The organism is Bacillus coreaensis (genome assembly GCF_050586445.1).
In the GTDB taxonomy this organism is placed as follows: Bacteria; Bacillota; Bacilli; order Bacillales; family Cytobacillaceae; genus Robertmurraya_A; species Robertmurraya_A coreaensis.
Genome location: NZ_JBOCCY010000006.1, coordinates 37,542 through 60,756, shown reverse-complemented (window position 1 = coordinate 60,756; position 23,215 = coordinate 37,542). Strand labels below are relative to the sequence as shown.

General features: G+C 41.2%; 24 protein-coding genes and 1 pseudogene. All 25 read right to left on the bottom strand.

What is annotated here, in order from left to right:
• Positions 1 to 15: 15 nt before the first annotated feature.
• Positions 16 to 534 (bottom strand): diol dehydratase small subunit, encoded by a 519-nt coding sequence (locus ACQ5H4_RS11240; RefSeq protein ID WP_430775007.1) that lies wholly within the window; start codon positions 532 to 534, stop codon positions 16 to 18.
• Between the two features lie 15 nt (positions 535 to 549).
• A complete protein-coding gene (locus ACQ5H4_RS11235; protein ID WP_430775006.1) occupies positions 550 to 1,215 on the bottom strand; it encodes a propanediol/glycerol family dehydratase medium subunit in 666 nt (221 codons plus the stop codon).
• Between the two features lie 21 nt (positions 1,216 to 1,236).
• Entirely contained in the window at positions 1,237 to 2,901 is a 1,665-nt protein-coding gene (locus ACQ5H4_RS11230) for a propanediol/glycerol family dehydratase large subunit (protein WP_430775005.1), read from the bottom strand.
• A gap of 27 nt (positions 2,902 to 2,928) precedes the next feature.
• On the bottom strand, positions 2,929 to 3,705 hold the full coding sequence (pduB, locus tag ACQ5H4_RS11225; protein WP_066055223.1) for a propanediol utilization microcompartment protein PduB: 777 nt from the start codon (positions 3,703 to 3,705) through the stop codon (positions 2,929 to 2,931).
• Positions 3,706 to 3,725: 20 nt separating this feature from the next.
• Positions 3,726 to 4,007 (bottom strand): propanediol utilization microcompartment protein PduA, encoded by a 282-nt coding sequence (gene pduA / locus ACQ5H4_RS11220; RefSeq protein ID WP_488592169.1) that lies wholly within the window; start codon positions 4,005 to 4,007, stop codon positions 3,726 to 3,728.
• A 285-nt stretch (positions 4,008 to 4,292) separates the two neighbouring features.
• Positions 4,293 to 5,342: a helix-turn-helix transcriptional regulator gene (locus ACQ5H4_RS11215; protein WP_430775004.1), complete on the bottom strand. Its 1,050-nt coding sequence runs from the start codon at positions 5,340 to 5,342 to the stop codon at positions 4,293 to 4,295.
• On the bottom strand, positions 5,335 to 6,561 hold the full coding sequence (locus tag ACQ5H4_RS11210) for a sensor histidine kinase (RefSeq protein WP_430775003.1): 1,227 nt from the start codon (positions 6,559 to 6,561) through the stop codon (positions 5,335 to 5,337). Before ACQ5H4_RS11210 ends, ACQ5H4_RS11215 begins: the two co-directional genes overlap by 8 nt.
• A 138-nt stretch (positions 6,562 to 6,699) precedes the next feature.
• Positions 6,700 to 7,923, bottom strand: coding sequence for an acetate/propionate family kinase (locus ACQ5H4_RS11205; RefSeq protein WP_430775002.1), 1,224 nt, complete (start codon positions 7,921 to 7,923; stop codon positions 6,700 to 6,702).
• A complete protein-coding gene (locus tag ACQ5H4_RS11200) occupies positions 7,920 to 8,801 on the bottom strand; it encodes a 3-hydroxyacyl-CoA dehydrogenase family protein (protein WP_430775001.1) in 882 nt (293 codons plus the stop codon). Before ACQ5H4_RS11200 ends, ACQ5H4_RS11205 begins: the two co-directional genes overlap by 4 nt.
• Entirely contained in the window at positions 8,773 to 9,600 is an 828-nt protein-coding gene (gene cobA, locus ACQ5H4_RS11195) for a uroporphyrinogen-III C-methyltransferase (RefSeq protein WP_430775000.1), read from the bottom strand. The genes ACQ5H4_RS11200 and cobA overlap by 29 nt, the downstream gene beginning before the upstream one ends.
• On the bottom strand, positions 9,597 to 11,141 hold the full coding sequence (locus ACQ5H4_RS11190) for a cobyric acid synthase (RefSeq protein ID WP_430774999.1): 1,545 nt from the start codon (positions 11,139 to 11,141) through the stop codon (positions 9,597 to 9,599). The genes cobA and ACQ5H4_RS11190 overlap by 4 nt, the downstream gene beginning before the upstream one ends.
• Positions 11,134 to 12,507 (bottom strand): cobyrinic acid a,c-diamide synthase CobB, encoded by a 1,374-nt coding sequence (locus tag ACQ5H4_RS11185; RefSeq protein ID WP_430774998.1) that lies wholly within the window; start codon positions 12,505 to 12,507, stop codon positions 11,134 to 11,136. The genes ACQ5H4_RS11190 and ACQ5H4_RS11185 overlap by 8 nt, the downstream gene beginning before the upstream one ends.
• Positions 12,508 to 12,512: 5 nt before the next feature.
• Positions 12,513 to 13,619, bottom strand: a complete 1,107-nt coding sequence (locus tag ACQ5H4_RS11180; protein ID WP_430774997.1) for a cobalt-precorrin 5A hydrolase — start codon at positions 13,617 to 13,619, stop codon at positions 12,513 to 12,515.
• A complete protein-coding gene (gene cobM / locus ACQ5H4_RS11175) occupies positions 13,616 to 14,389 on the bottom strand; it encodes a precorrin-4 C(11)-methyltransferase (RefSeq protein ID WP_430774996.1) in 774 nt (257 codons plus the stop codon). The genes ACQ5H4_RS11180 and cobM overlap by 4 nt, the downstream gene beginning before the upstream one ends.
• Positions 14,386 to 15,087, bottom strand: a complete 702-nt coding sequence (cobI, locus tag ACQ5H4_RS11170) for a precorrin-2 C(20)-methyltransferase (protein WP_430774995.1) — start codon at positions 15,085 to 15,087, stop codon at positions 14,386 to 14,388. Before cobI ends, cobM begins: the two co-directional genes overlap by 4 nt.
• A complete protein-coding gene (cbiE, locus tag ACQ5H4_RS11165) occupies positions 15,084 to 16,298 on the bottom strand; it encodes a precorrin-6y C5,15-methyltransferase (decarboxylating) subunit CbiE (RefSeq protein WP_430774994.1) in 1,215 nt (404 codons plus the stop codon). Before cbiE ends, cobI begins: the two co-directional genes overlap by 4 nt.
• The gene (locus ACQ5H4_RS11160; protein WP_430774993.1) at positions 16,291 to 17,385 is read right to left on the bottom strand and encodes a cobalt-precorrin-5B (C(1))-methyltransferase; all 1,095 of its coding nucleotides are present in this window, start codon (positions 17,383 to 17,385) and stop codon (positions 16,291 to 16,293) included. The genes cbiE and ACQ5H4_RS11160 overlap by 8 nt, the downstream gene beginning before the upstream one ends.
• Before the next feature lie 3 nt (positions 17,386 to 17,388).
• Positions 17,389 to 18,039: a precorrin-8X methylmutase gene (locus tag ACQ5H4_RS11155; RefSeq protein ID WP_430774992.1), complete on the bottom strand. Its 651-nt coding sequence runs from the start codon at positions 18,037 to 18,039 to the stop codon at positions 17,389 to 17,391.
• Positions 17,987 to 18,802 (bottom strand): precorrin-6A reductase, encoded by an 816-nt coding sequence (gene cobK, locus ACQ5H4_RS11150; RefSeq protein ID WP_430774991.1) that lies wholly within the window; start codon positions 18,800 to 18,802, stop codon positions 17,987 to 17,989. Before cobK ends, ACQ5H4_RS11155 begins: the two co-directional genes overlap by 53 nt.
• Complete coding sequence (locus ACQ5H4_RS11145) at positions 18,799 to 19,644, bottom strand: sirohydrochlorin chelatase (protein WP_430774990.1); 846 nt, start codon at positions 19,642 to 19,644, stop codon at positions 18,799 to 18,801. The genes cobK and ACQ5H4_RS11145 overlap by 4 nt, the downstream gene beginning before the upstream one ends.
• Positions 19,645 to 19,671: 27 nt before the next feature.
• Positions 19,672 to 20,487, bottom strand: a pseudogene (gene cobJ / locus ACQ5H4_RS11140) (precorrin-3B C(17)-methyltransferase); the annotation flags it as partial.
• Entirely contained in the window at positions 20,484 to 21,368 is an 885-nt protein-coding gene (locus ACQ5H4_RS11135; RefSeq protein ID WP_430774989.1) for an energy-coupling factor ABC transporter ATP-binding protein, read from the bottom strand. The pseudogene cobJ and the gene ACQ5H4_RS11135, both read right to left, overlap by 4 nt.
• Before the next feature lie 11 nt (positions 21,369 to 21,379).
• On the bottom strand, positions 21,380 to 22,159 hold the full coding sequence (gene cbiQ / locus ACQ5H4_RS11130) for a cobalt ECF transporter T component CbiQ (protein WP_430774988.1): 780 nt from the start codon (positions 22,157 to 22,159) through the stop codon (positions 21,380 to 21,382).
• Positions 22,159 to 22,449, bottom strand: coding sequence for an energy-coupling factor ABC transporter substrate-binding protein (locus ACQ5H4_RS11125; protein ID WP_430774987.1), 291 nt, complete (start codon positions 22,447 to 22,449; stop codon positions 22,159 to 22,161). The genes cbiQ and ACQ5H4_RS11125 overlap by 1 nt, the downstream gene beginning before the upstream one ends.
• Positions 22,446 to 23,201, bottom strand: coding sequence for an energy-coupling factor ABC transporter permease (locus ACQ5H4_RS11120; protein WP_430774986.1), 756 nt, complete (start codon positions 23,199 to 23,201; stop codon positions 22,446 to 22,448). The genes ACQ5H4_RS11125 and ACQ5H4_RS11120 overlap by 4 nt, the downstream gene beginning before the upstream one ends.
• Positions 23,202 to 23,215 lie beyond the last annotated feature (14 nt).

Genomic DNA, 23,215 nt, shown 5'->3' with positions numbered 1-23,215 from the left:
TCGACTAAGGAATGATTACTCCTGTCTCAACCGATTTCTACCTTTGTACACGTCTGCTGCCTCTCTAACAAGACCGGCGTTGATCGGGGCATTGTACTTAACCTCAAGCTCTTCAGCGATTGCGTACAACTCTTCCCTCGTAGAACGGTATGGACGAAGAGCGTTATAGATTTCTAGCATTCTCTCATCAGGTACTTTTATTAGTTCGGCTGCTCTCCGTAAATTACGAGCAAAGGGTTTACGACCAACTGAGTCAGCAATTTGAGCTTGATATCCTAGTGTTTCTGGTGAGATACGAACGTCCTCTGGCTTGACTATTCCATCTAGGACACCTTGTAGCGTAATGTCATTGATCCCTTTTCCAGTTGCTGATTTTAATAACTCAGGACGTTTTTCAGCAATGGGATAATCATGTGTAGCGGTAAGTTTTTCTTCAGCCTTCACTGCTGTCATAACCGATGCTGCTGTAGGCTTTTCTCCACCCATAGAGGCCATAACCTCTTTAACTAACTGTTCAATTAATGCTTGATTCATATCTTTCACCTCCGGTTAAATGAAATTTACTTCTAATTCGATTGGTTTTGAGTTTGGCACTACATGCTCCGTTTCTTTGATATGAAGGAGCGCTGCCTTTGCTTGGTACTTAGGTCTAGCCATTTGATCATTTCTTGTAGGAACTGGATCAGGAGACTCACCCTTTGCGTACTTTGCAGCATTTTTACCGATTTTTCTATATGTTTCTAAATCTAGTAATGGAGCCTGAGGAAACAGTTCAAGATTACTTAAAATTAGTAAATCCTTTTGATGGATAACCGTTGTTCCTTTTGATTGAAGACCAATTCCAATACCAGATCCACTTAGTCTTGCCCCTTCATGAGCGACAAAGGCTACGTCAGAGCTTCTTTGAACTCTCACCACACGAGCAACTAAGCCTTCTTCCTCAATTCCTGCAATGATTTCTTTTAGAACGTCAGAGTGAGGGATGTTTTCAATCGTTTTGGTTTGGTACTTTCCAAAGGCAGGAGCAACTGAAATGACTACTTCATCCTTTCGAGTTCCAACCTTTGCGTTCCCTAGCTCTGTTAGTTTTAACCCTTTGGCCGTTGCTGCTACAGAGACTTGCTTAGGTGCTTCAGCTGCTGCTTGTTCATTGGATAAATAACCCTGTAGTACTTCTTCTATTACACTACGAATTAATTTTTCATTAATCTCCATGCTTTCCATCGCTCCTTTCTATTAGTTGATATCCTCAGCACGAATGGCATTAGGAATATTTTTAATTTCTTCCCATCTGGCTTCGCTTAATTGATAGCCTGTTCCAGGACCCATGTAATCATTGCGATTATTTACCGCACTAATAATGTTGAAATCCTTGTCAATAATGGCTGATGTATGAAGATAGTCACCAGAAATACGTTGCTTCAGCATGTTTAATACATTCTGTGCTACGTCATCAAAACCGTGTTTACTTAATGCTTTTACGACATCGATTCCAGTTATACCCTTCTTCATCATTTCTTCTGCGGCACGTAGATCTTCCACGACATGTCGATCTGGCATGTCTTTGCTTCCGTTAGCATAAGTGGCTGCTTCCACTTCTTCATCTGTAATCTCAGGTAATCCAAGTTCTTCAAATACGGCTTGAAGAGCACGAGCTGCTTTATTTCTAACCGCAACTACATCTGCTTCCAGAACGGGACGTAAGCCGCCATCTACCTTTAAGTCACGTTGAAGAATGTTATAGTCATCAAAATCCTCAGCGTCAAAGTTAGAACCAGCGAACATATTGTCATAGTTTGGTGTTGCACTATATCCAGAGAAGATAAAGTCTGTACCTGGAAGCATTTGCATAAGCAAACGAGCTGTTCTACGAATATCCGAATGTGAGAAGGTTTGGTCGTTCCCTGAAGCGACCTCCATATCTAACATCGTCGTAATTAAGTTTTCAGCAAGAACGGCTCTGATACCTGAAGGCACCGCACCCGGAACACCGATACAGCTGATGGAACCGTTTTGGAGACCTTGTGAACCTGCACCCTTTGTGATAAAAATACAACGTGCTTCAAGATACAACATGGATTTTCCTTCGGCATAACCCATTTGCACCTCTGAACCTGTTCCAGATGTAAAGCGCATCTTTAGTCCGCGCGATGCGTAAGCAGATGCAAGGAATGCCTTGGAGTAAGGCGTATCGTCACCATCTACAAATACTGGTTCTGTTCCGTATACCGAAACCGTTTCTGCGTAACAGGTTAACCCTCTCATACCAAGTTGAAGTTCTGCTGCTTCTTCAACTGCACACTGTGTTAAGATCCCGCCACGACCAACTTGTGCACCAACTAATAACGAAAGTGCATTAAAAGGTGCGTAACGCACAATCCCAACCGTTGTTTCTTGCTCATCGAATCCACGAATGGCCGCTTCAGCTGCATCTGCTGCGATCTGAACTGGATGATCCTTTACGTTTGTAACGTGACACTGATTTGAAGGTATTTTTCTCGCTCTCATCTTTTGCATCGCCATCATCATTTCAACGACGTTCATATTGCTTACTACTTCAACAATTTTTGCTGGAGTCATCGAGGTGGTAAGTGGAATAATTTCATCTCTTGAAACATGAATATCAACGAGCATTCTTGCTAGTTCAAGAGAGTCAATTTTCATTACTTCCTCAGCATGGTCCAAATTAATTCCGTAATCTGCAATAAATGTATCAATAAAATCAAATTCATCTCTTGTTATTCCATCAAGTTCGACAATTTTTCCGTCAACAATTTTAATGCTTGGCTTCGGATCATTCGGACTACTCATTGCAATTAGACCAACACTTGGCCATTCAGCAACAAAGCCGTCTTTATTAACTGGACGCTCAGCCAATGCCTGAAAACGTTTTGATTTCATATGTTTACCTCCCTCTCTATGTTTTTATTAGATGTAAGGCACTGTGTCCGTTACAGGTGTACTACCTAGAGTTCCTAACAATTCTTTACCAACTTCTCTAGCCGCAATAATCGCTTGACGAACAGCGCCAGAATCGCCCGTTACCGTTAAGATCACTTCGTTAGAGAAGCTCGTGCCTTTTGCTGGTGAGCTGTAGCCTAATACTTCAACATTGGCAGCTTTTACCGCTGTATCAGCTAATACCACACCAATGGCTGCTGGTGCTCCAACAATCAATCCGAACGATTTTCCGAGTGGTGCTCCAAATGCCTTTTCACAAGCTAAGCTTGCACGAGCTGTGTATTGGAATTCTAAATGTCCTGCTTCATTGGCGTATACATCACCGAATGTACGATCAAGCTCCTTAAGAGCTACCTCCACAGCACGTCTAGCATCCGCTACATCTTCTGCTCCAAAAATAATTAAACTTCCGTGACCTGCTCCACCTTTTGTATCTCGTGCAAGTTCAATCGCTAGTATTTCTGTATTTGTTGCTTTAACCGCCTCGTCAGCTGCCATAATATGTGGACCTGCTCCCACACGAGCTCCAAGAATACCAATCGAACGGTATTTTTTATCCAAATTCATCGCTTCATGAACACTTGAATCTACGTTTGCGATTACTAAACCGATTGTATCTCCTCTACCAACACCTACAAATTCAGTTAAACCGCTATATTTTCTTTCAAGAGTTTGAACGGCCTTTGGCTGATCTACTTTCTTCATAACTTCTTCCATTACTTTTTCAATAAGAGTCTCATTCATTGATTTTCACCTCCGGATTTTTATGCGTGGACAAGTTTCGGTAATACCTCTTCTACTTCAGCATGCGGTCTTGGAATGACGTGAATAGAAACCACTTCGCCAACCTTTGAAGCTGCTGCTGCTCCTGCATCCGTTGCTGCCTTCACCGCTCCTACATCGCCTCTTACCATCACGGTAACAAGACCGGAGCCGATTTTCTCATAACCTACTAACGTAACGTTTGCTGCTTTTAGCATCGCATCTGCTGCTTCAATGGACCCGATCAAGCCTTTTGTTTCCACCATTCCTAAAGCCTCTTTAATCATGATTAAGCCTCCTCGATAATTTTTGTAAGCGCAAACACCAAGAATTTAGTGACTGCACCTACTTCAGCTTCTCATTTGAAGCTATCTTAAATGTAATAAAAATAACCTCCTTTCTCTCGGTATGAAATTGTCATCATAGGATAAATTGTTGTTATAAAGATAAGACTAGATCAGGTAATTTTCTGTCTTTTTCATGTCAATTTTTTACCCTATAGGTACTTTTTTGTCCCTTTACTATGAACAAAAAAACATCCACCTGGGATTTGACCAGATGGATGCTTTTTAGATATACCATTTACCGTTCGGAATATAGTAATTTCTTTTTAATAGGTTCTTTCCTTTATCTTCTATTTGTCTTCTGTATTCAGAAGGTGTCATTCCTGTGCTTTTTTTAAATACTTTGCTAAAATAATTCGGTTCGTGATAGGAGAGCTCCAATGCAATATTGATTACTGGCATATCTGTTTTTTCTAGCATTTCTTTCGCTAGATTGATTCTTCTCTCCGATACATAATTGACAAAATTAATATTTAATTCTTTTTTGAATAATCGACTGAGATAATGTGGTGACAAATGAACATGCTCTGCTACTTCTTCGAGAGTCACTCCACGTTGATAGTTTTTCTCTATGTAGTTAAGAGCACCTTGTATTTGTTTTCGGTCTTCCGGTTTATTCTGGTTAATAATTTTTGTAAACAAATCCTCTATCCATTCGTATAGGAGAGCTGATGCTTTGTCAAAAGAGGTACCATCCAGGTTATTTTGGAAGAATGGGGGGAGGTCTATGTTTTTTTCTATATAAATAGTCCGCAGATTTTGTGAGAAGGTGTTAAAAGACTTTTGTGTGTCTTTATTCCAGTTTGCTTTTTGATTGGAATCTATAAACCTACCAACCAATTCCTTTGACTCTTTATAGTCCTCCTCGCGTATCCTTTGGAGTAGTTTTTCTAATAACTCTGTTACGTCATATGGACTTTCCCTATCCTGAGCTAATTTTTCGAGTATTGCTAGTAAGTGGGTAGGTCTAATGGGTTTACGTAATGACATGGTTCCGTACTTGCTTGTTTCATTATTACTATATTCTCTCATAAGTATGATGCTCAAATCACGGAAGTCCTTCTTGATCAACTCTGTAGCTACCTCGCTACTCATACCTGGCATTTTCTCATCCAAAATTACCACATCAGGATTCATATTTCTAATTAGTAACAAGGCATCATCTCCAGAGGAAGCTTCACCCATGATGACAAACTGATTGGAATGACCTAGTAGTACCTTCCGCAACGCTTCACGTTCAAGCCTTTCATCATCGACAATCAACACTTTAAGCATACATCAATCTCCCCATTTGTTTCGGAACTTTAATTGTTACAGTTGTACCAACCTCTCGTATGCTTTTGATCGCCATTGAATGTTCTAGTCCGTAATGAGAAATAAGAATTTGATTTACCACACTAAGACCTATGCCTTTACTTTGTCTCTCTGAATGAGTTTCATCTTTAAAGCTTAGTAGATTATTTATCATATGTTCTGGAATTCCTACTCCGTTATCTGATACTTCAATGATCCATTGGCCTCCCTGCGAAGAACCAGTAATGGTCACTCTTCCTCCCCACTCTTTCGGCTCCAAACCGTGGATAACCGCATTATCAACGATCGATTGAATAATAACAGCAGGTATTTTGCTTGTCTTCATTTGATCGGGAACGTTGATTTCGTATGTGATTCGGTCCTCAAAACGAATGGCCTGCATGGCTAGATAATTTTCAACATGGGTTAATTCTTCTTCCAGTGTTACTAGTGAATTGATATTATCCAATAAATAACGTGTAAACTCCGTTAAAGAAAAAATGAGTTCACCAGTCTTTGTTGCATCCTCTAAGATCGATAGGTTCGATGCTGTATTTAATATACCAAACAAAAAGTAAGGGTTCATTTGTAGCTGTTGCGATTGGATATCTTTCCGTTGAAGCTCCATTTCTAATTGCTCTCTTAGCTGCATTTCTTGTATAAGTTTCGTATTTTTTTCATTCAACTCGTTTTGAATCAAACTAGTAATATTTTGCTCAACTAAATTATTGACGACAAGAAACATCATTTCTGCTGCTGCTGAAACTTTTTCGAACGGTATCAATGGAATATCTTCAAAAGCTTCCTTTGCTTTCTCATGTTTTTCCCATTCGGATTTTCTTCCAATCGAATCAAGCTTATATACGCTTATTTCATCTAGCCTTGTTTGACCAGCAAGAATGGAGCCTAAGTATTGCTCGTTAGCAATAATCGGGATAGCAAAATCAATTAATCCACTATGACATTGATAAATATAGGGCTTCTTCCTCCTTGCCGCCTCTAATCCACCAAAGGCATCACATTGATAACATTTTTCACGATATTCTGGGAATTCCCGAAGATAGGCACAAAAAGAAGAAAACTTGCTGTATTTAGTGATAGGCTTTCCACTGTAGTCTACTGTAATCGCTGCCAATCCAGTTGCTTCTGCAAACCGATCTTGAATTTCTTGGAGCATATCCAAGTCACTCAATTGTTTCAAACTGAACGCTTCCACTAAGACCACACCCAATTCAAAATAATTGAAAGAAGCAAAATTCTTCCTGTTCTAACTATACAGCAGTCTTCTTCTCTTTAGGTATACGGCCTATTAATATTCACAATATTGTTATATTTACCTCTATAACAACGATGTAACCGCTTTATTTCTCTTGACTAATCGAAGGGTATCTCGTGCAATCATGAGCTCTTCATTTGTCGGAATGATGTACACATCCACAAGAGAAGACGCTTCTTGAATGCTCCTTTCTTTCGGTTCTCTTGTCTCATTTAATTGGTCGTCAATTTCAAGTCCAAGGAAAGTAAGGCCAGCACAAACATCACTACGAACCATATGAGAGTTTTCTCCGACTCCGCCTGTAAAAATAATGGCATCTACCCCGTTCATTACGGCACAATATGAGCCGATATACTTCTTAATTCGGTGAATGTACATGTTATAGGCAAGTGTTGCCCCTTCATGTCCTGAGTTTACTTCATCCGTAATTTCACGCATATCTGCCGAAATTCCAGACACCCCAACAAGCCCGCTATGCTTGTTCAGCATCGAGTTCACTTCATGAACATTGAGATCCTCTTTCATCATTACAAACGGAACAATAGCTGGGTCAATATCGCCGCTTCTTGTCCCCATAATTAATCCTTCAAGTGGAGTCATTCCCATACTTGTATCAACGGATATCCCATATTCGATCGCTGAAATACTTGCTCCATTTCCAATATGACATGAGATGATTTTCGTCGATTGAAGATCCTTTCCTGTAATTTCGCTATACCGTTGACTAACGTATTTATGTGAAGTGCCGTGAAATCCATATCTTCTTATTTTATGTTTGTTGTAAAGAGCACGAGGGATCGCATACATAAAATGCTCTGGCGGCATCGTTTGATGAAAGGCTGTATCGAATACACACACCATTGGAATGTCTTCAGCTAGCTCTTTTAATGCATAAATTCCTTTTAAATTTGCCGGGTTATGCAGAGGCGCAAGTTCAATATTTTTCCGAATTGCTTCCATTACATCATTAGTCACTACGACTGAATCGGAAAACTCTTCCCCTCCATGAGCAATTCGGTGACCAACAGCAGCAATCTCTTGAACGGAAGTAATCACTCCTCTATTTTCATCGGTAATCATCTTTAACACTTTACGTAATGCATCTTTATGCTCCAATATAGAAGCCACTTCTTTTACCGTATCATGCTCTGGTCGCTCATATTGCAAAATAGCTGTATCCATTCCAATTCTTTCAACAATTCCTTTAGCAAGGACACTTTCCTTTTCCATATCAAAAAGCTGATATTTCAAAGAAGAGCTTCCACAATTAATAACTAGTATTTTCATTTGACTACCTCCAGATGAGCTTCCTGCTTGATTCGCTGGCCATTTTCATCATATTCAAAAAAGCCTTTGCCATTCTTTTTCCCGTAGCATCCGGCCTCAATATACGTTTTTAGCAACGGGCTAGGAGTAAATTTTTGTTCTCCTAGCTCGAGTGAAAGCTGTTCCATTAGGCGTTGGATATATCTGAGGCCAAATCCATCCACCATTTCTAGCGGACCTTCCTTCATGCCAAGGCCAATTTTCATTGATTCATCAATATCTTCGGCAGAGGCAATTCCTTCTGATAAAATATTAATAGCTTCGTTCATTAATTGAAGGCGTAATCGTGTTGTAACAAAGCCAGGAGATTCTTGAACGTAAATGTCCTTTTTATCTAGGCTTTTTACAAGTTGACATAACGTTTCAAACGTTTCAGTTGACGTATCTTTCCCAGGCACAATTTCAACAACATTATAAAAGAAGTGAACACCAATCATTCGTTCCGGATATTGTGCCCCTTCGGAAAAATTAGATAAAGACAGGATTGAGCTATTGCTTGCAATAATAATTTCTTTTGGGACCATTTGATCTAGTTTTAATAATAGTTCTCTTTTTAATTCTGGCTGACTTTTGATAGATTCCAAGATAAAGTCAGCTTCTTGTAGCTTATGAAAATCAGTTTCTAGTTTAATATGAGATAAAATTACCATTTTTTCTGACTCTGTAAGAGCCCACTTAGCAATTCTTTTGTCGAGATCTACTTCCACCTGATACTTTTCCTGCTCGAGTATTTCTATCGAAGGATCATATAGAATAATGTCGTAATCTCTTTCCGCTAGTGCTTCCACAATCCAACAATCAGTCAGTCGATCAATAATGAGTCCAACTTTTCTTATCATTTTCGTTCGTCTCCCTTAACGCCATTGCTATAGCTAGCGCTTCAGCGTGATTTTCTTCAAACCAACGGATTTTTTCTCTCATTTGAACAACCTCTCCCACTAGAATGATAGAAGGGTGAGATATTTGGTGCTTACTCACAATCTCTTCAATTGTTTCCAACGTACCTGTCACGGTTCTTTGAAAAGAGGTCGTCCCCCAATGAATGACTGCGACCGGTGTTGTTGCCTTTTTCCCATGAGATATTAGGTTCTCACAAATATTAGAAAGATTGTTTACACCCATATAAAAAGCAATCGTATCAATCCCTTTAGCAAGAGCCTCCCAATTTAAAAATTCATTTCCCTTTTCCACGCGTCCATGTGCCGTTACCATCGCAAAAGAGGTGGCATAATCTCGGTGGGTGACAGGAATACCTGCATAAGCTGAAGCTGCGATCCCTGCTGTTACTCCAGGAACCACTTCAAAAGGGATCCCATGTCTTGCTAAAAACTCTGCTTCCTCCCCTCCTCGACCAAATACAAACGGATCGCCCCCCTTCAACCTTGTTACAATTTTCCCTTGAATCGCCTGATCCACAAGTAGTTGATTGATTTCATCTTGAATCAAATGGTGCTTGCCCGGTCTTTTCCCACTGTAAATTAGTTCACAGTCTTCTTTCGCATGCTTCAGTAATTCTTTATTCACTAACCGATCATAAGAAATAACATCGGCATTTTGAATGCACTCCAGCCCATACAAAGTTAGTAACTTCGGGTCACCAGGACCTGCTCCAACAAGATATACCTTTCCTTTTTTCATCGAGTTCCCTCCATCGCTGTTTTATTTTCTACATGTATCTTCTTTTCGTGATACTCACGCATCTTCTCTTCTATAAATGGAAGATTAATATGTTCTTTTACATGATCTGCCAGCTGGTCATACGCTTCCTCACGTTGGGAACGAAAAGAAGGTCGGTTATGTTTTTCTTCCAGCCCCTTAACTTTCCGAATCTGATTAATAATTGCTGCACGATACGAGTCATTATCAAAGATTCCATGAAAGTACGTTCCTATAATTTGTTGATTATCACTTATCACTCCATCTGTAGTGGTACCATGAGTAATTAATGGTATACATGGCTTTAGAAACGTCGTAACTCCCATATGAATTTCGTAACCTTCCACATCATGAGTTTGCCCATTTATTTGGATGGTCCCTTTTGATAATGTCGTTGTTTTCTCAGATGTGATGGTTGTATAGATTGGCAATAGTTTTAAGCCGTCTTCAATCGCAATCTGGGATTCAATACCTTCCGGATCCTCGACAGTTGCTCCAAGCATTTGATAGCCACCACATATGCCAAACACCATCGTCTTCCCATTTTTAGTAAGCTTTTGAATTTCTTCATACAATCCCGATTGCTTAAGAAACATCAAATCCTCAATGGTGTTTTTACTTCCAGGCAAAATAAGCAAGTCAGGATCTTGAAGCTGTTCCTTGCTACTGACAAAGCGTACATGGCAGTCTACTTCCGATAAGAATGGGTCAATATCTGTGAAATTTGATATTTTAGGAAATTGAATCACTGCAATATCTATTTCTTTCGCTGAAGTTCTTTCTGTACTGTATAGCTTTAGGGCAACGGAATCCTCTGCATCTACCTTCACGTTCGTATAGGGAATGACTCCTAGAACAGGCACGCCAGTATACTCGGTAAACCAATCAAGACCTGGTTCGAGTAAGCTTACATCTCCCCGGAACTTATTGATAATCACACCTATCACTCGGGCCCGATCCCTCTCTTCGATTAACTGAAGCGTTCCGACCAAGCTCGCAAACACTCCGCCACGCTCAATGTCACCTACTAAGATAACAGGTGATTCCGTCATATTCGCGACCCTCATATTTACTAATTCACGGTCATTTAGATTGATTTCAGCTGGACTCCCCGCTCCCTCAATCACAATTCGCTCAAACTGTTGATCAAGTTGCTCGTACGCCTCTTTAATTAAAGTTAGCCCTTGTTGGAAAAAATCTTGCCGATAAGCTCCAGCTTGCATATTTTTATACGGCTTCCCATGAACAACGATCTGTGCCTCATAGTCCCTAGATGGTTTGATTAAAATTGGATTCATATCCGTAGTCGCTATGGTTCGTGCGGCTTCGGCCTGAACTCCTTGAGCTCTCCCAATCTCCTTACCATCCAACGTAATATAAGAGTTTAACGCCATATTTTGAGATTTAAATGGTGCTGTTTTATAGCCCATATCCGAAAAAATTCGGCAAAGAGCTGTTGATATCACACTTTTTCCTGCATCTGAATGTGTTCCTTGAATCATAATGGATTGTGCTCTACGCATAGATGTACCCCCTACACCGTGAAATAAATTTTTCTACAACTTGCGGGCAGCTGCCAAAATGAAGATGTGTGTATCCCCCCATCAGCTCGCCCTTTGTGTATCCTTCAAGTGTTTCTCCTCTTAACCCTCTTGCTTTATAGGCGTATGGAAGGTCTTTCGGTCCTTCATATGTGGAATAGTGAAATTCATGTCCCTTAGCCACAGTTCCTTCTTTTAAAAACGGATTGGAAGGCATCCCCTTAATCTCCCGATACCCTAATGCCACTAATTTCTTCTGCATCGTTACTTTTCCGGGAATCACACCGACCATTGGAAAAGCTTGACCACCCGACGTGATGAGCTGCTCTGTCAAAAACATAAACCCTCCACATTCAGCAATCGTTGGAAGCCCCTCTGTGATAGCATCATAAATCGACTGTTTCATATCGGTACTTCCTGCCAGTTCACCGGCAAACTCCTCAGGAAATCCTCCGCCTATATACAATCCTCTAACGCCTTTAGGTAGCATCTCGCCCCTCACTGGAGAAAAATAGACAAGTTCAGCTCCATGGGCTTCTAGAAGCTCAAGATTTTCAGGATAGTAAAAATTAAACGCTTCATCCTTTGCTACCGCAATTCGGACAGGCTTAAGCTTGTTTTTCATTGTAAAAAAACTTTCTTTTGGAGGAGAGATTTCCTCAGTCTTTGCCAGCTCGTATATTTGGTTGATATCGACCGTTTCATTTACAAGCTCTCCTAATTTGGTAAAAAACGCATGTAACTCCCCACGCTCCACAGAGGGAACTAACCCTAAGTGACGCTCAGGAATGGAAAGATCCTCGTTCTTTTCTATGTAGCCAACAACTGGGATGCCGCACTCCTGTTCAATTGCCTTCTTGACTAACAGATAATGACCTCTGCTTCCAACCCGATTCGCGATGACACCAACGATATTTGCCTGATGCGGGAACAACTGAAAGCCTTTGACGATCGATGCCGCACTTCTTGCCATACTAGAGCAATTCACAATCAATAGTACGGGCGACTTAGTCAATTCACTAATATGTGCAGTGCTTCCTTCATTAGAAAGGCAATCCCTTCCGTCAAAAAAACCCATGACACCTTCAATGATGCTAATATCAGCACCTTCTGAGCCTCGTAAAAGAACTTCCTTAACCACCTCTTCTGATAGCATCCAGCTATCTAAATTACGCGATCTTCTCCCCGTAACAGCTGTATGGTAAGATGGATCAATATAATCTGGTCCACACTTGAACCCTTGAACCACGTACCCTTTTTGTTGAAGTGCCGCCATTAATCCAATGGTGATTGTTGTTTTGCCAACACCACTCCCTGTCCCTGCGATTACCATTCTACGGTTTGTCATCACTGTTACTCCTTTCCGAAGAGATGCTCTATCAATGCTACCGATATCGTTACATTTCCTGATTTTTTCTTTGTTAATATACATTTGTTATTCATGCTATAGCGCTTTGCCGCAGGCTCACTTACCCCGTAAGCACCTGTGTATTGATAAACAGTTTCGGATCGTTTGGATATGGTGACTTGGTTGAGTTCATCAGCCGAATAGGTATGAAACACCCACTGATATTTGTTTGTAACACTAATAAGACCTTCTTCGTCCTTTTTTAAATCGATCGACACGATTGCTTTCACACTTTTCTTAGAAAAATTTAGTTGCTCGAGCGTTTCATCAATTACCTGTTCTATTTCTTCTGCAGGTGTTCCACGGTTACAGCCAATTCCTAATACAACGACCTTTGGACGGTACACAACATTTTTTGTGAAATATGGAACCTCAGGTAAGATTCGATGTGTGATTATGATGGCGGAAGTCGCTTTTCCCTTTTTTGCTTCATCTAGAACAGAATAACAAGCAAGATGGTTAGGAAGATCCTTATCATACTTCCACCAATTTCTTTCTCCTGATTCCTGTATAACTGCAACAGGCTCCTCATTCACTACAGCCGCACTGACTGCAGTCACATGCCCCGAGTCCTCCAACTCCCAACCAAACTCACGTCCTAGTAAATCAACAGCAATTGTTTCCTGAACATCAGAGGCAGTCGTAATCACAGGGGTAGCACCAATTGCATTGGCTACCTTATGTGTAAGTTCATTTCCACCACCCAAATGTCCCGAAAGCACACTAATGGCAAATCTGCCATTATTATCAACGACTACGACACATGGGTCCTTCTTTTTATCTTCTACCAGCGATGTGAGCATTCTAACCGCTGCACCAAGAGAAAAAAGAAGAATCACTCCTCGATACTGCTTAAAGGTTTGCGAGAGTAGTTCGTGGGTAGAGTAATCAAATAGTCTTATTCCAAGCTCCGGCTCATCCCCTTTTTCCAATTTGCTAGCGATATAAACGTCCACTTCCTTCAGTTTGATTTGAAGAGAATGGGCGAGGTCTCGCCCATTTTTAGTAATGGCAATCACAGCAAAAGGATTTTTTGGAGCAAGCGGAATCATACCTTTTCCCCGACCCGGTACTCGTGAGTAAACTGTTTATCGTAAAGCTTTGATTGGTAACGCTTCGAGTATATCTCCTCTTCTAATGCCCAGCCTGCTAAAATAAGAGCATGTTTTTGGATACCATTTTCCTTTAAATCTCTTTCCAAATGTTCCAGTTTCGTTCGAATGATTTTCTGATCAGGCCAAGTGGCTTTATACACGACAACCATTGGTGTATCCTTACTCCATCCAGCTTCCGTCAGCTCATTCACTACCTTTTTCGTTAATGCGGCGCTTAAAAATAGGGCAATGGTTGATTGGTGCTTGGCGAGCTCACGTAAGCTTTCAAGCTCCGGTACTGGCGTTCGGCCTTCGGCTCTTGTCAAAATGACGGTTTGTGTAAGATCAGGAACCGTTAACTCAGCACCAACCATCGCTGCTGAAGCAAAGACCGAGCTTACACCGGGAACAATTTCAATCTCGACACCCAATTCCTTTAGTAGTGCCATCTGCTCTCCAATGGCCCCATACATGGCTGGATCGCCGGTATGAACGCGAACGACCTTTTTCCCTTCTTTGAGACGAGTAACCATGTAATCAACCATTTCTTCTAAGTGCATCGAAGAGGTTTTAACGATGGTTGCTCCGTCCTTTGCTTCTCTAATAAGTTCCTCATTCACAAGAGAATCTGCGTATAAGACAACATCCGCTTCCTTTAAAAGCTTTAAGCCTCTAACTGTAATTAGATCGGGTGCACCTGGTCCTGCTCCTACTATATATAGCTTCATTTCCTCACCACCATTAGCGTTAAATAGCCGATTTTTTCGTTCTCAAGCTTTTCTACATTCCAAACAATTTCTTCGTCTGAGGTGACCTTTGTAACGACTGAGGCTTTATCAAGTAAATCAAGATCTCTTAAAACTCTTATTAATAGATTCATCACTTTTGCGGCTTTAAGGAAAATCACACATTCATGCTCTTCAATTGCTTTTCGCATGAGGTCATAATCATCGTGGGCAGGAATAATCCCAATACGATCATTTCCATCTGCTAGCGGTATCCCGAGCGTTGCAGCCGCCCCATTTATAGAAGAAATACCTGGAATGACTTTAATAGGAACCTCTGGGTGATGCTCCTCCATCAGCCTCATTAAATAGATAAAGGTGCTATATAAAAAGGGATCTCCTTCCGTAACGAAAACACAATCCTTCCCTTCAGCGAGCTTTTTATATAACCCCTCCACCGCTTCCATCCAGTCTTTATGTAAAACATCTGGATCACTCGTCATAGAAAAAACAAAGCCAAGCATTTCCTTTTCTGCAACGTTTACATAACCTTCTATTATTTGATAAGCGTAGCTGCCGTCCCCTTTTCCTTTTTTCGGGTAAGAAATAACGGGGCATGCTTCCATTAAACGTAATGCCTTTACTGTAATAAGCTCTGGATCTCCAGGTCCAACACCCATTCCGTATAGTGTTCCGATCATGTTACCTCACCTTTCATTCTTGACCCTGTAATAATATAAATAGGATTAAGTGGGTCAAATCTAGTTAACTGTAAAACTGGCTTACTTATAGAAATTTGCGCAAGGGTAATAGTTGTTTTATAGCCCTTTGAACGAAAGATGGCAACTGCCTCGGATAACGATTCAATTGTCACTGCATTTACAACAATTCTTCCATCTTCCTTCAGTCTCGTACAGCACACTGTTAGAATATCTTCCATATTCCCTGATGTTCCACCTATAAAAACAGCATCAGGATCAGGGAATTGATCGAGACCTTCTGGCGCCCGGGCCTCTAGGACCGTAATATCGGTACGAAACTTTGCTAGATTTTTAGAGCAGTTCTCTAAGTCGGCCGCACTTTTTTCTATCGCAAAGACCGCACCCTCTCTAGCAATCTTTGCTGCTTCAATCGCCATTGCACCCGTACACGTACCAATATCCCAAACAATGCTCCTTGCTGACAATTTCATGGCACTAAGACTGAGTACTCGTATTTCTTTCTTAGTAATAAGCCCAGCCTCAGGCTTCCGTTGTGAAAACTCTTCATCTTCGATTCCTATCGCCCAATTAGGCCGTGGCACTGTTTGAATCAAGATAAGGACGTTTAACGGGTGACATTCCATATTAGCTAGCTCACTAAGGGAATAAAAGGAAAATCGTTCATACTCCCCACCAATATCTTCTGCGACGAATGCTTTGTATTCAGTCATTCCGAAAGACAATAGGTAACCTGCAATTCGACTAGGAGTATGAGTGCGATCAGTTAATATGACAGTCTTCTCCCTCCCATCGATCCGTTGGGCAAGACCAACCAGGCTCCTTCCATGAACACTTGTAAAATATGCATCATGCCAGGCGGTGTTCATTTTTGCAAACGCAATCTGGATGGAGCTTACATTCGGATACACCTCAAGGGGAAGCTTCCTTGCTAACATTGCACCAATCCCATAAAAATATGGGTCACCCGAAGCCAAAATGACGGTCCGGCGTTGCTCTGTTTTTAAACCTTCTACAAGATCACTAAGCCCTCCGGTAATTTCAACTTTCTCCCCGCTAAAATCGGGAAAATAACTTAATTGCCTCTCTCCCCCAACTAAGACTTCACTTTCATTAATCCATGTCTCGTAGATAGGGAGAATACTTGCCCTACCTTCTGCACCAATTCCTATTAGCTTTATCTTGTTAGTCATTGATACTCGCCCTTCCTAACAACTGTCCGTTTAATGTGTACACGCTTGTTTCAATATGGAGTCCACCGCTTATCTCTTCAAACGACTGTTTACAGCAGGAATAGCAAAGGGAGTCAAAAAAACGTTGCCCCACTTCCCGTTCCATCCATTCTCCTACCTGTGAAGCGGTGTTGGCCTGGGAAATAGCTTTCGTAAGCTTCTCAGTTGCTCCAGCCTTCATTGCTAGTTGAGCCAAAAAAGAAAAGTCTATAGATTCTGTGTGGGCATGAACCATCATTTTTCCTTGTGCCACTTTTGATAATTTCCCCATCATGCCAACTAACTTCACACTTTTCATACCAAGCTTTTTGCACTCATGAAGCGTATATCCGACGAAATCTCCCATTTCTATAAATGCCACTTCTGGCAAATAGGAGTATTGCTTCATCGCATATTTCTCACTTCTGCCTCCGGTAGTAATGGCAACCGTATCACAGCCTGCCGAACGTGCTACTTGTAAGGCTAATGTGATGCTTGCTGTGTAAGCATCGTTTGAAAACGGAACGACAATTCCACGTGTTCCTAGAATCGAGATGCCACCAACAATGCCTAGTCTTCCATTAAGCGTACGTTTAGCAATTTCCTCTCCATCCGGAACAGAAATGACGATATGAACACCTTTATTGACTTTGTATGTTTCTAGTAATTGTTGAGCAACTTCTTGAATCATTTGCCTAGGAACCGGATTGATGGCTGCCTCACCAATAGAAATGGGAAGTCCAGACTTGGTAACACGGCCCACTCCCCTTCCACCGTCAATCGTGATGGAGCTTGAATCAGAAAAACTTACGCTTGCTTGAATGAGTGCACCATGCGTCGCGTCCGGATCATCACCACCGTCCTTGACCGTTCCTGTAGTCACCTGATTCTCTGAAATGTCCACATACTGAATAGCAAAGGGAACATACTCCCCAGCAGGGATATAAATGGTTGTTTCGTCTACTTTTTCACCTGTAAGCAAGGTGATCATGGCTGCCTGTACGGCTGCTGTCGCACAAGCACCTGTTGTATAACCGGAACGTAGATTTTTTTTCTTTGTTGCTTCCATTTCCTACAGTCCTTTTTCTGCTAAAATGGCTAGCGCATTAATGGCTGCGACCGCAATCGTGCTTCCACCCTTTCGTCCAGCATTGGTGATAAAAGGAATATCAAGCTTCGCTAACTCTTCCTTTGATTCTTCCGCAGATATAAATCCAACCGGTACACCGATAATCAGGCCAGGGTTTGCTTCTCCTTCTTTCACTAGACGAATGAGCTCCAGTAATGCGGTTGGTGCGTTGCCGATTGCAAAAATGCCTCCTTCAGCCTCTCTGGCTGCTTTCCTTATTGCCAGGATGCTACGGGTTGCCTGTATCTTTTTGGCTTCTTCCACCACATCAGGATCTTTAATATAGACCTTCGTTTCACATCCAAAGGCCTCAATCCGGGGCTTACTTATTCCGACTTGGACCATTTGAACATCACAGACAATTTTCTTTCCAGCTTTAATCGCAGAAATTCCCGCTTCAATGGCTTTTGGGTGGAAAAGCATGCTTTTCCCCAGTTCAAAGTCAGCTGATGCATGGATGATTCGTTGAACAATTTTGTATTCTTTATCAGGAAACGAGTGCACTCCTATTTCTTCATCAATTGTCTCAAAGCTCTTTTTTTCAATTTCCTGCGGCTGAATCGTTATTGGTTGAAACTCGGTGAGAAAGTTCATATTCTCTATCCCCTTTTATGAATTGAATGATACTTTCAATAGAATCGTAGGTTGTTCCATAATGGATGCATGGCCTTTTTATGATGATGGTTTCTATTCCTAATTCTTCTGCTGCCTCCACTTTTTGATGAAAAGATCCTTCGTTTCCACTTTCTTTTGTAACAAGTAATCGGATTTCATAATTCAAGAACAGAGCCTTATTAAGCTCCTTTGAAAAAGGACCTTGAATCGCGACGATATCTCTTGAAGGGATTCCAAGACGTTCACACTTTTCTAAGTTTTCTTGCAGCGGAAGAAGTCGGAACAGAGTTCTCCCCTCCCTACGATTTCTTAATTCCCCCGAAAAAACGGCTAATGTTTTGGCACCAGTTGTTAGCATGATATTCCCTTCATACTCGGAAGATCGAATAGCAGCCTCTTTATAGCTCTTTATATAAGTAATTTTCTTGCCCTCTAGTAAAGATGATTTTCTTTCATAACGAATGTAGGGAATACGAATGGATGAAGCTGCCCGAATCATATTTATGGATGCTTCCTCTGCATAAGGGTGACTGGCATCAATCACCAGTTGTACGGAAAAATCAGCCAAGCATTTTTCCATATCAATCGCTGTCAGTCGATTCACCAGAACAGGAATCCCTTCTGCTTTTAATGAAATGGCCGCATTTTGCGTGGCAACGCTAACTACAAGTGGAAACCCATATGCATGGATTCTTTTTGCCAGCTCCCTTCCATCACTTGTTCCAGCCAATAGGAAAATCATTGACTTACTTTCTCCTCGTGATGATGGTGATGATGGTCCATATGTTCCGCCGCCTCCGTTCGGAAGCGACACGTATCACAATTCATCATGACAGAGTCAGTTAAAGCTTCATTCATCCGTTCTATAAACATCTTTTCAAGGTTTGGGTGAAAGCCCAAATAGGATGCTAGTATGATTTGTACGTAAGGAAGCTGTATTTGTAGCCCAACGATCTGCTCTTCAAGTCGTTTCATGAGTACACCTGTAAACAATAGATAAGGTAGAATGATGACCTTTTTTGCTCCTAAGGTAATAAGTGTATTTACACTTTCCTCTAATGAAGGTTCGGTTACAGCAATGAAGGCCGGCTCGATTTTCTTAATGGACAGCTTTTCGCGAAGCAAACGAGATAGCTTGTATAAATCACTGTTTGCATCACCATCACTGCACCCTCTTCCCAGAAGAACAACTCCGACATCCTCTTTCTCCACAGTCGTTACGTCCATTGCTTCTGTTACCCGCTGTTCACAAATCTCTACCATTTCCTTATGTACACCAATCGGTTTACCATATGTGAACGTGACAGAAGGATATTTCTTTTTGGCTTCATCAATGACATTCGGGATGTGAAGTTTCGAATGAGAAGCAGCAAACAACATCATTGGTATAATTGCAATACTCGTTGCCCCCTGGTCCAAACATCTTGTGATTCCGGTTTCAATATCAGGGTTCGCTAGTTCTAAAAAGCAGGTCTCAATAATCCATTCATTTACTTGACTTTTTATGTTTGTTACCATCTGTAACACTTGTTCATTTCCTTCTTTCTCTCTGCTTCCATGCCCAACAAATAGAACCGCCTTCATGTGATTTCCTCCTTATGCTTTTCCGCCATGCAAGGCCCAAGGTTCATTCTCTTTTTTTAGCCTTTCATGCGGCTTTAGTGGCTGTAGAGTGGATTCCAGGTCATATTTTCTTTGATAACCTCTAGGAGTGACCATTTTGCCGTCCCAAACAAATGTTGTTGAATTTCCAATAATTACGGTTGAGAGCATACCAATTTCATGATTCAACATGTCACCAAGTGTGGTAACTTCCACCTTTTGGTTATCCCGATAGGCTCCCTTAACAAGTCCAACTGGTGTATGATGCGAGCGATATTGAAGAAGGATTTGGCTCGCCTCTTCAATTTGAGCCGTTCTTTTCATGCTTTTTGGATTGTAAAGGGCAATAATAAAATCTGCATCTCCTGCTGCGTGTAGCCGCTTAGCGATCGTCTCCCATGGAGTTAAGTGGTCGCTTAAAGAAATTGTACAAGCATCATGCATAACTGGGGCTCCTAAAAGTGACGCACATGAATTAATCGCTGAAATACCTGGAATGATTTCTACCTGTACATCTTTATAATCCTTTTCTGCTAGCACTTCATAAACAAGGCCTGCCATCCCGTATACTCCCGCGTCTCCACTAGAAATGACGGCTACCTTCTTGCCCCCTCTGGCCAACTCAATGGCCTCCTGAGCTCTTGTTACCTCCTCAGACATCGGGGAACTGATTACTTCTTTTCCTTTTACTAACTCACTAATTAAATCGACATACGTCTTAAACCCAACAATTATATCGCTCTCAAATATCGCTTCCTTGGCTCTCTCTGTAATGTGGTTTTCATGTCCTGGCCCTAGGCCAACAATAAAAATAGATCCTGTCATTGAAACCTTCCTCCTACAGCTTTTTTTGAATGAATAAATGGTTTTTCGCCTTTCATCGTGGTCCGTAACAAAGAAAAGAGTTCATCTTGATTTTTCGGTACAAACACACTGTTCATAGGTTTAATTATTTCGTCATATACCTCAAGCAACCAGGGCTTCCGCAGCTGACTTCTTCGTAAGTTCTCCTGATTTTGAAAAGCATCGTACGGACAGCCGTGAAACAACAAGCATCCATTGCTGATAATCATGATTTCATCAGCCCACTCATAGGCAAAATCAACATCATGGGTAGATAAGACAATCGTTTGTCCTTGTTCATGAAACTCATTTAAAAGCTGGATCATGGATTGAGTGGAAATAGGATCGAGCTGGGCTGTTGGTTCATCTAGCAAGAGGACCTCCGGTTCCATTACGAGAACTCCTGCTAGCGCCACCTTCTTTTTCTGTCCTTGACTTAAAAAATGAGTTGGTTTCCCTTTCAAACAGTCAATTCCTGTTTTCTCCATAATGTCGTCTGTTCTTGTTTTACTTTCAAGTCTTGAACATCCTAGATTTCTTAAACCAAACATAATATCCTCCTCAACGAGGGAGGAAAAAATTTGAGAGTCAGGGTTTTGCAGCACAAGTCCAACAAGTTTTCGCAACTCCTTTAAAGTAGAACGAGTATATGAAAGCTCCTCCTCTTTAAAAAAGATGGAGCCGTTCGTTGGCTTTAAAATTCCATTCAAATGGAGAAGCAGTGTTGATTTCCCAGCTCCGTTATTGCCGAGCAGTGCAATTTTCTTCCCCTTTTTGATAGAAAAGGAGACATCCGAAAGTGCTGCTTCTTGCTCGTTGAATACTTTATAGACATTTTTGAATTCAAAAATGGTTGAACTCATACGAAAACTCCTTAACTAATAAAATTCAATAATAGAACAGCCAGAAAAAATACGGTGATAAAGCAGACATGGATAACAGAAAGGTTTTTCTTTTCATAAATGGGGTCATACAACGTTCCTCCCCCACGGGAGTCAATACTGATTTGCAGTTCCTTTGCTTGTTGATACGTTTTAATAAACAAAGACGTTACTAATCGACCTCCTGAAAATAGTCCAGATGAAATAGATTGATAGCCAAGTCTACTTCTTTGCGATACGTATATATCGGAAGCCGTATCAAGCAATAAAAACAAATACCGATACGTTAACATAATGATTTCCAGTAAAAGTATTGGTACCTTCCATCGATGTAACATACTTACTATCTCACTAATTGGTGTGGTAAGGATTAGAAAGTATAAGCAACTAATGCTGCTAAATGAGCGAATGATAAGTGGCAAGACTACTTCCACCTGTTCTGGAAGAAAATATAAATAAAAGTTTGCTAGTTTTCCTAAAAGAACCGCTTGTTGAATACCCGCAGATGGCGCAGCTGTTATGGAAAGAACAATAGACACACCTCCTAGGCTCAAAAAGGAAAGTGGGAGTAAAAGAAGCCTTCCATAATAGGAAATTGGTATTTTTGCCACCCATACGATTAATAGACTCATCACGATAAGGACTAGAAAGGAAATCCAACTATTTTTAAACAGCAAGACAAGGAGAAGACTCCCCAAGCTCAAGGTGATCTTTTCAAAACTATTCGCGTGATTTAGCTTGTTGCTATAAGCGAAATAATCAATCCTCAGCATTAGGAACGGTCATTTCTAGAAAGGTATTTTAACTTGGCACGCGAAAAGCCGATAAAGTATCCGATGACAATTGAACCAATTGAGGCTTGAACGGCAAACAACAAGCTCTCCACCTCACTGCTGCTTGGCTTCCATAGATTATCTATCCAGGGCTTATAAGAGGGTGCTAGTTCTTCAATAACTGCAATAGCCTGCGTATCTGTTCCCGAAAAACTGGCATCATCCTTGAACATAAGCGGAATCGCTACAAGAAAAACAATTAATAGGAATAACAAACTATTCTTTTTCATGAGCTAGTCTCCTTACGTAGAAAGTTGAGCATCTGTAATTCACTTGCATTGTATTTAAGCAAAAAGTTCATCACTACCACCGTTATGATTCCTTCTGAAAGTGCCAAAGGAATTTGCGTGACTCCAAATACGGAGATGAATTTTATGAATGCCCCTCCTAACCCACTAGCTGGGTCAGGGAACGCAAAGGCAAGCTGAAGAGAAGTCATGGCATATGTAGCTAAATTACCAAACGCTGCTGCAAAGAAAATGACAAACTTCAAATTCACCCTGAATCTTTTCAACAGACAATAGACACCGTACGTTACGAAAGGACCCACCACTGCCATGGAAAAGGCATTCGCACCAAGCGTACTAATGCCACCGTGTGCAAGTAACAATGCTTGAAATAACATAACAATAAAGCCAACTACACTCATAATGACCGGACCAAAAAGGAGAGTTCCTAGACCAATTCCCGTTGCATGCGAGCTACTTCCCGTTACCGATGGAAGCTTAAGTGCGGAAAGAACAAAGGCAAAGGCAGAACTTAAACCGAGCATCGTTTTTATCTCTGGTTGAACCGCCACTTTCTTTCGGGCTGTATGAATACCTGCTGCTAAAAAAGGGAGCAAAAGCATCCACCAAATTATTGCCCACTTCATTGGTAAAAACCCTTCCATAATATGCATGGCGTACACATCTGATATGGATCCAATCCAGAAATAAAGTACACCTGCACCTATAAGCACCAATTTCTTGAGACTCCTCATCCAATGAACCTTCC

Excerpts from the sequence above, each read along its gene's own strand:
- ACQ5H4_RS11240 (WP_430775007.1), bottom strand. The coding sequence starts at position 534 with ATGAATCAAGCATTAATTGAACAGTTAGTTAAAGAGGTTATGGCCTCT.
- ACQ5H4_RS11235 (WP_430775006.1), bottom strand. The coding sequence starts at position 1,215 with ATGGAGATTAATGAAAAATTAATTCGTAGTGTAATAGAAGAAGTACTA.
- ACQ5H4_RS11230 (WP_430775005.1), bottom strand. The coding sequence starts at position 2,901 with ATGAAATCAAAACGTTTTCAGGCATTGGCTGAGCGTCCAGTTAATAAA.
- pduB (WP_066055223.1), bottom strand. The coding sequence starts at position 3,705 with ATGAATGAGACTCTTATTGAAAAAGTAATGGAAGAAGTTATGAAGAAA.
- ACQ5H4_RS11215 (WP_430775004.1), bottom strand. The coding sequence starts at position 5,342 with ATGCTTAAAGTGTTGATTGTCGATGATGAAAGGCTTGAACGTGAAGCG.
- ACQ5H4_RS11205 (WP_430775002.1), bottom strand. The coding sequence starts at position 7,923 with ATGAAAATACTAGTTATTAATTGTGGAAGCTCTTCTTTGAAATATCAG.
- ACQ5H4_RS11200 (WP_430775001.1), bottom strand. The coding sequence starts at position 8,801 with ATGATAAGAAAAGTTGGACTCATTATTGATCGACTGACTGATTGTTGG.
- cobA (WP_430775000.1), bottom strand. The coding sequence starts at position 9,600 with ATGAAAAAAGGAAAGGTATATCTTGTTGGAGCAGGTCCTGGTGACCCG.
- ACQ5H4_RS11190 (WP_430774999.1), bottom strand. The coding sequence starts at position 11,141 with ATGCGTAGAGCACAATCCATTATGATTCAAGGAACACATTCAGATGCA.
- ACQ5H4_RS11185 (WP_430774998.1), bottom strand. The coding sequence starts at position 12,507 with ATGACAAACCGTAGAATGGTAATCGCAGGGACAGGGAGTGGTGTTGGC.
- ACQ5H4_RS11180 (WP_430774997.1), bottom strand. The coding sequence starts at position 13,619 with ATGATTCCGCTTGCTCCAAAAAATCCTTTTGCTGTGATTGCCATTACT.
- cobM (WP_430774996.1), bottom strand. The coding sequence starts at position 14,389 with ATGAAGCTATATATAGTAGGAGCAGGACCAGGTGCACCCGATCTAATT.
- cobI (WP_430774995.1), bottom strand. The coding sequence starts at position 15,087 with ATGATCGGAACACTATACGGAATGGGTGTTGGACCTGGAGATCCAGAG.
- cbiE (WP_430774994.1), bottom strand. The coding sequence starts at position 16,298 with ATGACTAACAAGATAAAGCTAATAGGAATTGGTGCAGAAGGTAGGGCA.
- ACQ5H4_RS11160 (WP_430774993.1), bottom strand. The coding sequence starts at position 17,385 with ATGGAAGCAACAAAGAAAAAAAATCTACGTTCCGGTTATACAACAGGT.
- ACQ5H4_RS11155 (WP_430774992.1), bottom strand. The coding sequence starts at position 18,039 with ATGAACTTTCTCACCGAGTTTCAACCAATAACGATTCAGCCGCAGGAA.
- cobK (WP_430774991.1), bottom strand. The coding sequence starts at position 18,802 with ATGATTTTCCTATTGGCTGGAACAAGTGATGGAAGGGAGCTGGCAAAA.
- ACQ5H4_RS11145 (WP_430774990.1), bottom strand. The coding sequence starts at position 19,644 with ATGAAGGCGGTTCTATTTGTTGGGCATGGAAGCAGAGAGAAAGAAGGA.
- ACQ5H4_RS11135 (WP_430774989.1), bottom strand. The coding sequence starts at position 21,368 with ATGAGTTCAACCATTTTTGAATTCAAAAATGTCTATAAAGTATTCAAC.
- cbiQ (WP_430774988.1), bottom strand. The coding sequence starts at position 22,159 with ATGCTGAGGATTGATTATTTCGCTTATAGCAACAAGCTAAATCACGCG.
- ACQ5H4_RS11125 (WP_430774987.1), bottom strand. The coding sequence starts at position 22,449 with ATGAAAAAGAATAGTTTGTTATTCCTATTAATTGTTTTTCTTGTAGCG.
- ACQ5H4_RS11120 (WP_430774986.1), bottom strand. The coding sequence starts at position 23,201 with ATGAGGAGTCTCAAGAAATTGGTGCTTATAGGTGCAGGTGTACTTTAT.